The sequence below is a fragment of the Candidatus Burkholderia verschuerenii genome, assembly GCF_001189365.1.
Classification (GTDB): Bacteria; Pseudomonadota; Gammaproteobacteria; order Burkholderiales; family Burkholderiaceae; genus Caballeronia; species Caballeronia verschuerenii.
In genome coordinates this window covers 17,792-27,394 of record NZ_LFJJ01000066.1, presented here as the reverse complement: position 1 = coordinate 27,394, position 9,603 = coordinate 17,792, and the positions used below count along the sequence as shown (strand labels likewise).

9 protein-coding genes and 1 tRNA gene are annotated in these 9,603 nt (G+C 63.5%); 6 read left to right on the top strand and 4 right to left on the bottom strand.

The genetic code is table 11. The annotated features are described in order from the left end of the window. The first annotated feature begins 444 nt into the window (after positions 1 to 444). Together BVER_RS13720 and BVER_RS13715 are read left to right on the top strand one after the other, a co-directional pair. The gene (locus tag BVER_RS13720; RefSeq protein ID WP_050453791.1) at positions 445 to 1,278 is read left to right on the top strand and encodes a hypothetical protein; all 834 of its coding nucleotides are present in this window, start codon (positions 445 to 447) and stop codon (positions 1,276 to 1,278) included. 28 nt (positions 1,279 to 1,306) lie between these two features. After that, the gene (locus tag BVER_RS13715; RefSeq protein WP_198155256.1) at positions 1,307 to 1,780 is read left to right on the top strand and encodes a DUF2214 family protein; all 474 of its coding nucleotides are present in this window, start codon (positions 1,307 to 1,309) and stop codon (positions 1,778 to 1,780) included. A 97-nt stretch (positions 1,781 to 1,877) separates the two neighbouring features. Here the strand turns inward: BVER_RS13715 and BVER_RS13710 are convergent. From BVER_RS13710 to BVER_RS13695, 4 genes are all read right to left on the bottom strand, one after another. Beyond that, positions 1,878 to 1,952 (bottom strand) — tRNA-Val (locus BVER_RS13710). Between the two features lie 70 nt (positions 1,953 to 2,022). Continuing rightward, positions 2,023 to 2,760, bottom strand: a complete 738-nt coding sequence (gene dnaQ, locus BVER_RS13705; RefSeq protein ID WP_050453790.1) for a DNA polymerase III subunit epsilon — start codon at positions 2,758 to 2,760, stop codon at positions 2,023 to 2,025. Between the two features lie 16 nt (positions 2,761 to 2,776). After that, positions 2,777 to 3,238 carry a ribonuclease HI gene (gene rnhA, locus BVER_RS13700; RefSeq protein WP_050453789.1) on the bottom strand — a complete coding sequence of 154 codons (462 nt, stop codon included), beginning with the start codon at positions 3,236 to 3,238 and terminating at the stop codon, positions 2,777 to 2,779. Further along, entirely contained in the window at positions 3,231 to 4,055 is an 825-nt protein-coding gene (locus BVER_RS13695; RefSeq protein WP_050453788.1) for a class I SAM-dependent methyltransferase, read from the bottom strand. Before BVER_RS13695 ends, rnhA begins: the two co-directional genes overlap by 8 nt. A 67-nt stretch (positions 4,056 to 4,122) precedes the next feature. On the opposite strand from BVER_RS13695, the gene gloB reads away from it, so the two are divergent. From gloB to carA, 4 genes are all read left to right on the top strand, one after another. Beyond that, the gene (gloB, locus tag BVER_RS13690; RefSeq protein ID WP_050453787.1) at positions 4,123 to 4,932 is read left to right on the top strand and encodes a hydroxyacylglutathione hydrolase; all 810 of its coding nucleotides are present in this window, start codon (positions 4,123 to 4,125) and stop codon (positions 4,930 to 4,932) included. Between the two features lie 161 nt (positions 4,933 to 5,093). After that, positions 5,094 to 6,728 (top strand): transglycosylase SLT domain-containing protein, encoded by a 1,635-nt coding sequence (locus BVER_RS13685; protein ID WP_050453792.1) that lies wholly within the window; start codon positions 5,094 to 5,096, stop codon positions 6,726 to 6,728. A 117-nt stretch (positions 6,729 to 6,845) separates the two neighbouring features. Continuing rightward, a complete protein-coding gene (locus BVER_RS13680) occupies positions 6,846 to 8,090 on the top strand; it encodes an MFS transporter (protein WP_050453786.1) in 1,245 nt (414 codons plus the stop codon). Positions 8,091 to 8,433: 343 nt separating this feature from the next. Next, positions 8,434 to 9,576, top strand: a complete 1,143-nt coding sequence (carA, locus tag BVER_RS13675; protein ID WP_050453785.1) for a glutamine-hydrolyzing carbamoyl-phosphate synthase small subunit — start codon at positions 8,434 to 8,436, stop codon at positions 9,574 to 9,576. The last annotated feature ends 27 nt before the right edge of the window (positions 9,577 to 9,603 follow it).

Sequence of the window (9,603 nt, the reverse complement as noted above, 5' to 3'; positions counted from 1 at the left end):
TTTCGCTCCACGCTTCCTCTCCACGGTCGGTCGCCCTTCCGCAGTTGCGCTTCACTTCGCTCGCTGTGGTCAACTTGCCGCGCGACTTGCACCCGCAAGAGTGCGCCCATGCTGGGCGCACAAAAAATGCTGCGCCAGAAGCGCCGCACGGTGCTGCGCGAAGTCAACGCGAGCTAAATCCCGCGCGCGTCGGCCGTATCGACGCCTAACATGAAAACAACGCCCCGCGCGCCTCAAGGCACGCGGGGCGTTGTCGTAATAGCACATATCTGTAGCGTTTCGCGCGCTGGACCGCGTAGCCGGCCGGGAAACCTCTGACGTTATTTGCAATCTCCCTATAATGACCGGGCTCCGTCGTCGTCGAACGCGGAGCAGGAACGCCGTTCGCGACGCGTGGTCGGACACAGTCGGACGGCAGGCACGATCTGCAGACAGGAGTTTTCTTTGGCGAGACCCAAGCAAATCAGCGCGAGCCCGGCGCCGGGCGCGGGCACCGTCTTCGCATTGCGAGCCATCGGCCTCGTACTGGCGGCGCGTTGGGCGTTCTCCATGTCGCAAATGGGCTATTTTTCATCCCTTCAGGCGATGGCGTCGTCGCCGTGGGCGTGCGTGAATCTCGTCCTTATTTTTCTGCTGGTCGTTTTGCCGGGCGTGAAGCCGCGCAGCGAACGGCCGTTGCATCCGCTGCCGCAATGGTTGCGGCAGGCGTTGCGTTTTCTCGGGTTGCTGGCGTTCGGCTTCGCGCTGTTTTCGGTGTGCGCGTTCGTGTGGGCATCGGGTTGGCGGCGTTTCGTGCACGCGCTCGCCGAGACCAACGGCTGGCTGCTGGTCGGACCGGCGCTGTATGCGTTCGTCGTGTGGATCTGCCGGCCGCGCGCGCTGTGGCGGCGCACGAATATCGCGGCGCGCCGCTTTTCGATCGGCCGCTATGCGATTTCCCTCGATCCCGTCAGCCGTACCGCGACCGTGTGGGCCGAAAGCCGCAAGCTCGGTCAGTACGATGCGCGCGAACTGTCGGTGAAGTGGCCCGAACCGTCGTCGGCGAATACGCCGTCGGCCGGCATGCTTTCGCCCGCGACCGATCCGCCCACGCCCACTCTGCGCGCCGATGGCGATGCGCGTCGCGGCTTGTTCGCGCGTCGTCCGAAGATCGAATTGCAGTGGAATTCCCCGGCCGCGGCAGGGCACAATCGGACCACGGTGTTTCGCTCGCCGCTGTCGAACGTCGGCGATCACAACGCGGCCAAGGCGCTCGACTCCAGCCTTCGCCAGATCTAGTCAGTCGCGCCGTCGATCGGAGGAAAGGATGCTGACACGCTGGTTGCTGGCCGCGCTCCATCTGCTTGCTTTCGGTTTCGCGCTCTACGCCGTCTTGTCGCGCGCCCGCGCGCTGCGGCGTCTGGATGCGACGCAATCGGTGCAGGCAAACGAACTGCGCCTGCGCGACGTCTTCCGTTCGGACACGATCTGGGGCGTCACCGCGATCGTGCTGGTCGTGACCGGCGTGATGCGCGCGTTCGGCGGCTTCGAGAAGGGCGGCTCGTACTATCTGCACGAGCCGCTTTTTCATTTGAAGATGACCGTGCTCGTGGTGATTCTGTTGATAGAGGTCTCGCCCGCGCTCGCGATGATTCGCTGGCGCGGTGCGCTGGCGCAGGGCGGTCCGATCGATCTCACGCGCGCGAAGCGCTTTGCGTGGCTGAGCGATCTCGAAGCCGGACTCGTGATGCTGATGGTGATCGCCGCGAGCGGCATGGCGCGCGGCGCGTGGGCGTCTTAGCGATCGCGGATATTCACGCGCGGAAATGAAAAAAGCCCAAGTCGCGAGACCTGGGCTTTTTAATCTTCGGTGCTTGTCTTTACCAACACCAGAATTCTGGTGGGTAGTACTGGGATCGAACCAGTGACCCCTGCCGTGTGAAGGCAGTGCTCTACCGCTGAGCTAACCACCCGAAAAGGTGGCAAGATTATGTCAGGCGTTTCGGGTTTCGTAAAGAGCTTCTTTAAGCAAATCCGCAAAAATTATGCAGCGACTGCATCGCCTTCGGCAGGCGATGGTTCGGTGCGCCAGACGCTCGTGCCCTTGATGGCTTTATCGAGGTCGCTCAACACGGCTTCGTGCGCGGCAAGTTCGTCGACGCTCGCGACGATCACCGTCAATTCGAGATCGTCCAGCGCCACGCGCGACGTCGACACCGAGCCTTCGGACGGTTGATCGCCCAGCATGTCGATGACGAGACTTTCCTGACCGCGCGTCATCGACAGATAGACTTCGGCGAGCAACTCCGAGTCGAGCAGCGCGCCGTGCAGCGTGCGATGCGCGTTGCTGATGCCGAAGCGGTCGCACAGCGCGTCGAGCGAATTGCGCTTGCCAGGGAACATCTGCTTCGCTTGCGCGAGCGAGTCGATCACGCCGGCGCAGGTTTCGGCCACCTTCGGCAGGCCGAGCATGCCGAATTCGACATCCAGAAAGCCGACGTCGAAAGGCGCGTTGTGGATGATCAGCTCCGCGCCCGCGATGAAATCGCGCAACTGCGCGGCGATCTCGCCGAACTTCGGTTTGTCGCTCAGGAATTCGGTCGTCAGTCCGTGCACGGCCAGCGCGCCCGGATCGCTGTCGCGTTCCGGATTCACATAGATATGCAGGTTGTTGCCGGTGAGCCGCCGGTTGATCAGCTCGACGCAGCCGATTTCGATGATCCGATCGCCCGTCCGCGCATTCAGGCCGGTGGTTTCGGTATCGAGGATGAGTTGGCGCATGGTGTGTTGATCTGCGTTAGTTTTCTTCCGCGAGCGATGTCACGCCGCGATTGGCGAGCGCATCGGCGCGTTCGTTTTCGGGATGCCCGGCGTGGCCCTTGACCCAGCGCCATTCGATGCGGTGCTGCGCGACGAGCGCGTCCAGCCGCTTCCAGAGATCGGCGTTCTTCACGGGCGTCTTGGCGGCGGTCATCCAGTTCTTCTTTTTCCAGCCGTGGATCCATTCGCTGATGCCTTTCTGCACATATTGCGAATCGGTGTGGATCACGGCCTGGCACGGGCGTTTGAGCACCTCGAGCGCGGCGATCACCGCCATCAGTTCCATGCGGTTGTTGGTCGTCGCGGGCTCGCCGCCGAACAGTTCCTTTTCGGTCGTGCCGTAGCGCAGCAGCGCGCCCCAGCCACCCGGTCCGGGATTGCCCTTGCAGGCGCCATCCGTGTAGATGTCGATTACCTTGTTCGATGCGGATTCAGTCATCAATCTCGTTGCGAGTGTGCGGAGTGGCGACCGGCGCGAGGCCGGGCGCGAGCGCGGGTTTCTTGAGCTTGCGCGGACCGATGAGCCGCATGCCGCGCACGCGCTTCACCGCCGTGATCATGTAGGCCGCGCCGAAAATGGGCCACCAGCGATCGCCGGCCGGTTCCATGAATCGATAGCGCTGCAGCCATTTGTCCGTGAGAAGCGGCGGACGATAGCAGCCGAAGCGTCCGCGTTCAAGGTCGAAGCCAAGCAGTTTGATCCAGTCCTTGATACGCGTAAAGGCGATCATTTCATGCGCCGCCGGCACGAACGGCCGTCCGGCGACCTTGCCGAGCGACTGCCGTGCGCCCCACAAACTCAGCGAATTGAAGCCGAGGATGATCAATTGCCCCTCGGGCACGAGCACGCGTTCCGCTTCCCGCAACAGCCGATGCGGATCGCGCGAAAACTCCAGCGTATGCGGCAGCACCAGCAGATCGACGCTCTGCGCCTCAAACGGCAGGTCGAGCAGATCGCACCAGACGGTGCTGCGTTCTTCCGGCGCGCTGGCGACGGGCAGGGCGCCGCCCGGCGATGCCGCGCGCGGCAGCGTGTAGGGCGCGCTCGCGCCGCTCTCCGAATCGAGCACGATGGCGCGGCCGGTCATGCGGTTTTCGCGCAGCCCGTCGAGTTGCGGCATGCCGAGTTGCAGCGCGTGATAGCCGAAAATGTCCAACACGACGTGATCGAGCTGCGCCTGCTCCCAGTCGAGCACGTAGCGCCCCGGCGCGGAGCTCGTCCAGGCGGGCCAGTCTATAATCGATCGCTCTGACATGTTCGGGTTGCCGCGTTAGATTGTGCTTCGGTTTGCTTCGTCCGGCCTCGCGGCCCAAGGAATCGCTATGAATTCACCTGCCCAGAAAGCGCTTGAATATGTGCCTGTTCCCGCGTTCGACGACAACTACATCTGGCTCGTGTCCGACTTGCGCAATGCCGTCGTGGTCGATCCGGGCGATGCCGCGCCCGTCGAAGCCTATCTCGCCGAACGTGGTTGGCGGCTGACCGCTATTTTACTCACGCACCACCACAACGACCACGTCGGCGGCGTGAAAGCGCTGCTCGATAGCCGAAAGGCCGAGGGCGGCGTGCCCGTCTACGGTCCGGCGGGCGAGCGTATCGACCATCTGACGCAGCGGCTCAACGGCGGCGACGCGGTGCACATCGAAGCGCCCGCGATGGACCTGACGGTGATCGACGTGCCGTGGCATACGGCCGGTCACATCGCGTATTTTCAGGCGAGCGATCCGGCCGGCACGCCGCATCTGTTCTGCGGCGACACGCTCTTCGCCAGCGGCTGCGGGCGTCTGTTCGAAGGCACGGCCGAGCAGATGCTGCATTCGCTCGAGGCGTTGCCCGAAGCCACGCAGGTGCATTGCGCGCACGAGTACACCTTGTCGAACATCCGTTTCGCGCTGGCCTGCGATCATCACAACGAGGCGCTGGAACGCTGGCGCGAGGACGCCGAGGCGCTGCGTGCGGAGGGCAAGCCGACTTTGCCTACGACCATCGGCCATGAAAAAGCGGTCAATCCGTTTTTGCGCACCGACGCGCCGATCGTGCGGCGCGCGCTGTCGCTGCAGTTCAGCCAGCCCGTCGGCGACCGGCTGACCGCGTTCACATTGATGAGCGGTTGGAAAGACAAGTTCCGCTAACCTGAATCAATTTGTGGTCAACTTCATCCCAATCGTAGGAATGCGCGTTAGATGCCGGATTTTGCAGGGCTTTTGCGTGCATTCTTATTGACGTCTTAAGTGCGGTTCCGTACCATCGGCTTCAAATTTCCAAGCATCATCCTTTGGATGCCGAGACGTTCATGCGACTAACACTTAGTGCGCTATCCGTCCTGATGCTGGCCGCCTGTGCCAGCCAGGGTCCGACAGCGCAACTCCCCAATACAGCCACGCCCACCGAAGCCTCGCAGCAAAAAGTCGCCGACACCATTCGCCGCACCGCCGCAGCCAAGGAAACCATCAACGTAGACAAGACACCCGTCACGGCGCTCGCCGGCTCGGCGGATCTCTGGTCTCGTATCCGCGCGGGCTTCCAGATTCCCGATCTGCAAAGCGATCTCGTCGACATGCAGGTCAACTGGTACGCGCAGCGCCCGGACTACGTCGAGCGCATGACGGGGCGTTCGCAAAAGTATCTCTATCACATCGTCGAGGAACTCGAGCAGCGCCATATGCCGACGGAACTGGCCTTGCTGCCGTTCATCGAGTCGGCGTACAACCCGCAGGCGCTGTCGGTCGCGAAGGCGGCCGGTATGTGGCAGTTCGTGCCGGGCACGGGCCGCGACTACAACCTCAAGCAGAACATGTGGCAGGACGAGCGCCGCGACGTGCTGGCCTCGACCAGCGCCGCGCTCGACTATTTCTCGCGTTTGCACGACATGTTCGGCGACTGGCATCTGGCGCTGGCCGCGTACAACTGGGGCGAGGGCAACGTGCAGCGCGCCATCGCGCGTAACGAAGCGGCCGGGCTGCCGACGGACTACGAAAGTCTGCGCATGCCCAACGAAACGCGCAATTACGGGCCGAAACTGCAGGCGGTGAAGAATATCGTCGCCAATCCGCAGATGTACGGCCTCACGCTGCCGGATATTCCGAATCACCCGTACTTCGTCACGGTGACGACGGCGCGCGATATCGACGTCACGATGGCCGCGAAGCTCGCCAACATGAGCGTGGAAGAATTCCGCTCGTTGAATCCGTCGTTCTCGCGGCCGGTCATTCTCGGCGCGACGAACCCGCAAATTCTCCTGCCGTTCGACAACGCCGCCACGTTCCAGAAGAACCTCGGCGCGTATTCGGGTGCGTTGTCGTCGTGGACCACGTACACGGTCACCGAGCGCGCGCGTCCGGCGGCCATCGCCGAGAAGATCGGCGTCGACGCGGACACGCTGATGTCGGTGAACCGCATTCCGGCGGGCATGCGACTGAAGCCGGGTTCGACCATCGTCGTGCCGCGTACCGATGACGACGACGAGGACATCAGCGCCGACGTCGCCGAAAACGCCATGCTTGCCGTCGAACGCGATGTGCCGGACACGCGCAAGATGCTGATTCGCGTGCGCCGCAAGCAGTCCATCGCGACGCTCGCGGATCGCTACGACGTGTCGGTGGCGCAGATTCGCTCGTGGAACCGCACGCATCGCGAGATGTTCATGCCGGGGCAGGTCGTCGTGCTGCACGTGCCGTACGGTCGCGCGGTGCGGGCCGAGCCGGGTCCGGCGCGGGTCGAGACGGTATCGGCGTCGAGCAAGTCGGCGGGCGGTGTGTCGCGCATCGGCACCCATGTGCCGACGTCGAAGTCGAAGGGCAAGGCGGCGTCCGGCAAGGTCAGCAAGGTATCGGCGTCGAGCGCGTCGCATTCGTCGAAGGCCGCGCCGGCAAAGGCGGTCAAGTCCGCGGCGCCCGCGCACGCCAGCACCAAGTCCAAGAAGAAGTAAGCGCGGTCGCTCGATCCCCGCTTATTCCACGCCGTCACCAAGGTGACGGCGTTTTCATTTGGCGAGCCAGTTAAACTGGCGTTTCAAAAAATAAATCCACGCTGTGCTCGCCATCGCATGTCGTCCTCCGTTCGCCTGAGAGTCTTTCTTCTTTTCGCCGCCGGCTACTTCGTTTCGCATGTCTTTCGCGGCGTCAATCTCGGCTTCGCGCCGCTGATCACGCACGACCTCGGCTTGTCCGCGGCCGATCTCGGCCTGCTTACGTCGCTGTATTTCATCGGCTTTGCGCTTGCGCAGATTCCCGTCGGCGTGTTGCTCGACCATTTCGGGCCGACGCGGGTGACGGCCGGCATGTTGCTGTTCGCGGCGGCCGGCATCTGGACGTTCGGCGCGGCGCACAGTTTGGCCGGGTTGATGGTCGGCCGACTGTTGATCGGCGTGGGCGTATCGGTGTGTTTGAGCGCGGCGTTCAAGGCGTCGGCGCAGCATTTTCCGGTGGCGCGTCTGCCGTTGATCAACGGTTTCACGATGGCCGTCGGCGGTCTGGGCGGCGTCGTGGTCGGCTCGCCGCTCGCCTCGCTTCTGCATCTCGCGACGTGGCGGGAAGTCTGCGTCGGGCTCGGCGTGTTCACGCTAATCGTCGCGGCGGCGATCGCGCTGTTCGCGCCGCGCCGGACGGAAACACATCATCAGGCGGACCTCGTCACGCAGTTTAAGGGTACCTGGCACATTCTGAAGAGCGGGGCGTTCTGGAAGATCGCGTCGTTTTCGGTCGTGACGCAGGGCGTGTTCTACGCGATGCAATCGCTCTGGATCCGTCCCTATCTGCTCGATGCGATGAGCCTGACGCCCGCGCACGCGGCGGCGCTCGTCTCCGTGCTCGGTTTCGCGATGATGCTCGGCTGCGTCGACTTCGGCGCGGCGGCGCGCGGCATGGAGCGGCGCGGCGTGTCGGTCTACGCGTTCTGCGGCGGCGGCATGGCGCTGTTCGTCGCCACGCAATTATTGATGGTGCTCCGCGTGCCGTTGCCGGCCGAATTGCTGCTCGCGGCATACGGCGTGTTCGGCGGCACCGGCATCCTCAGCTACGCGGTGATGTCGGAGTACTTTCCGGCGCACATGATCGGGCGCGTGAACACCACGCTAACGCTGGTGATCTTCCTGCTGATTTTCGGTTTCCAGGTGGGCGTCGGCGCGATGCTGTCGTTCTGGCCGGCGGAGGGCGGGCATTATCCGGCGTCGGCGCACATCACGGTGTGGGCGGCGCTGATCGCGTTGCAGGTGGCGAGCGCGATCTGGTACGTGCTGCCGAGCAGCGTATTGCACAAGGCGCGTATCGAACCCGAAAGCGCGGCGTCCTGAAACACAGGCGATCGCGACCCGGGCGCAAGCGGACGGTTCCCAAACTTTGCGGATGTGGCGTTTTAACGCTATAATTCAAAGCGTTTAAGCATATCAACCCGCACCCTAGCGCCTACCCCCCCACACCGTTCGTAAGCAGCGCTCAGCCGCCAGCGCCGCATGCCGCCGATCGCCCCGTCATAGCGCCCATCGCATCCGCGAAGGGCGGGCGGGACGCCACCGAAGCGAGCCTTGCGCGCCCGCCGCCCACCGCGCGAAGCAAACCCGCGTTATCGTACGTCGGGTGCTCAGCCTGAATTTCGGACAGACAGGTCGGTAACAGGGTGTTCCCAAGGAGCTTCCCGTGTTGCCGTCATTTTCCCCCGCACTCCTCGCACTTGCCGACGGCACGGTCTTTCGTGGTCAATCGATCGGAGCGCCCGGTTCGACGATCGGCGAAGTGGTGTTCAACACCGCCATCACCGGCTATCAGGAAATCCTGACTGATCCGAGTTATGCCCGCCAGATCGTCACGCTGACCTATCCGCATATCGGCAACTACGGCGTCAATTCCGAAGATGTCGAAGCCACCAAAGTCCATGCCGCCGGCCTGATCATCCGCGATCTGCCGGTGCTCGCATCGAACTTCCGTTCCGAGCAAACGCTGTCCGATTATCTGAAAGCGCAAGGCGTCGTCGCGATCTCGGGCATCGATACGCGCAAGCTCACGCGAATCCTTCGCGAGAAGGGCGCGCAAAACGGCTGCATTCTCGCCGGCAGCGATGACGAAGCTAAAGCACTCGGCCTTGCGCGCTCGTTCCCCGGTCTCGCGGGCATGGACCTGGCCAAGGTCGTGTCGACCGAGCAGTCCTACGAGTGGACGCAGACCGAATGGCGTCTCGGCCAGGGCTACGGCAAGCAGGAGTCGCCGAAGTTCCGCGTCGTCGCGTTCGATTACGGCGTCAAGTACAACATCCTGCGCATGCTGGCCGAACGCGGCTGCCACGTCACCGTGCTGCCCGCGCAATCCACGGCGGCTGACGCGCTCGCGCTCAATCCGGACGGCGTTTTCCTGTCGAACGGCCCCGGCGATCCGGAACCGTGCGACTACGCGATCGCCGCGACGCGCGAGTTCATCCCGAAGGGCATTCCCACCTTCGGCATCTGCCTCGGCCATCAGATCATGGGCCTTGCCGTCGGCGCCAAGACCATGAAGATGAAGACCGGCCATCACGGCGCGAATCATCCGGTCAAGGACATGGAAGACGGCCGCGTGGTGATCACGTCGCAGAATCACGGCTTCGCGGTCGATGCCTCGACGCTGCCCGCCAACGCGAAGGTCACGCACGTCTCGCTGTTCGACGGCACGCTGCAAGGTTTCGCGCTGACCGACAAGCCCGCGTTCTGCTTCCAGGGTCACCCGGAAGCGTCGCCCGGCCCGCACGACATCGCGTATCTGTTCGACCGCTTTATCAAGTTGATGGAAGCGCAGAAGGTCGCAGCCTAAGAACAGAACATCGCCAATATACAGAGC

Excerpts from the sequence above, each read along its gene's own strand:
- BVER_RS13680 (WP_050453786.1), top strand. The coding sequence starts at position 6,846 with ATGTCGTCCTCCGTTCGCCTGAGAGTCTTTCTTCTTTTCGCCGCCGGC.
- dnaQ (WP_050453790.1), bottom strand. The coding sequence starts at position 2,760 with ATGCGCCAACTCATCCTCGATACCGAAACCACCGGCCTGAATGCGCGG.
- rnhA (WP_050453789.1), bottom strand. The coding sequence starts at position 3,238 with ATGACTGAATCCGCATCGAACAAGGTAATCGACATCTACACGGATGGC.
- BVER_RS13695 (WP_050453788.1), bottom strand. The coding sequence starts at position 4,055 with ATGTCAGAGCGATCGATTATAGACTGGCCCGCCTGGACGAGCTCCGCG.
- BVER_RS13715 (WP_198155256.1), top strand. The coding sequence starts at position 1,307 with ATGCTGACACGCTGGTTGCTGGCCGCGCTCCATCTGCTTGCTTTCGGT.
- BVER_RS13685 (WP_050453792.1), top strand. The coding sequence starts at position 5,094 with ATGCGACTAACACTTAGTGCGCTATCCGTCCTGATGCTGGCCGCCTGT.
- gloB (WP_050453787.1), top strand. The coding sequence starts at position 4,123 with ATGAATTCACCTGCCCAGAAAGCGCTTGAATATGTGCCTGTTCCCGCG.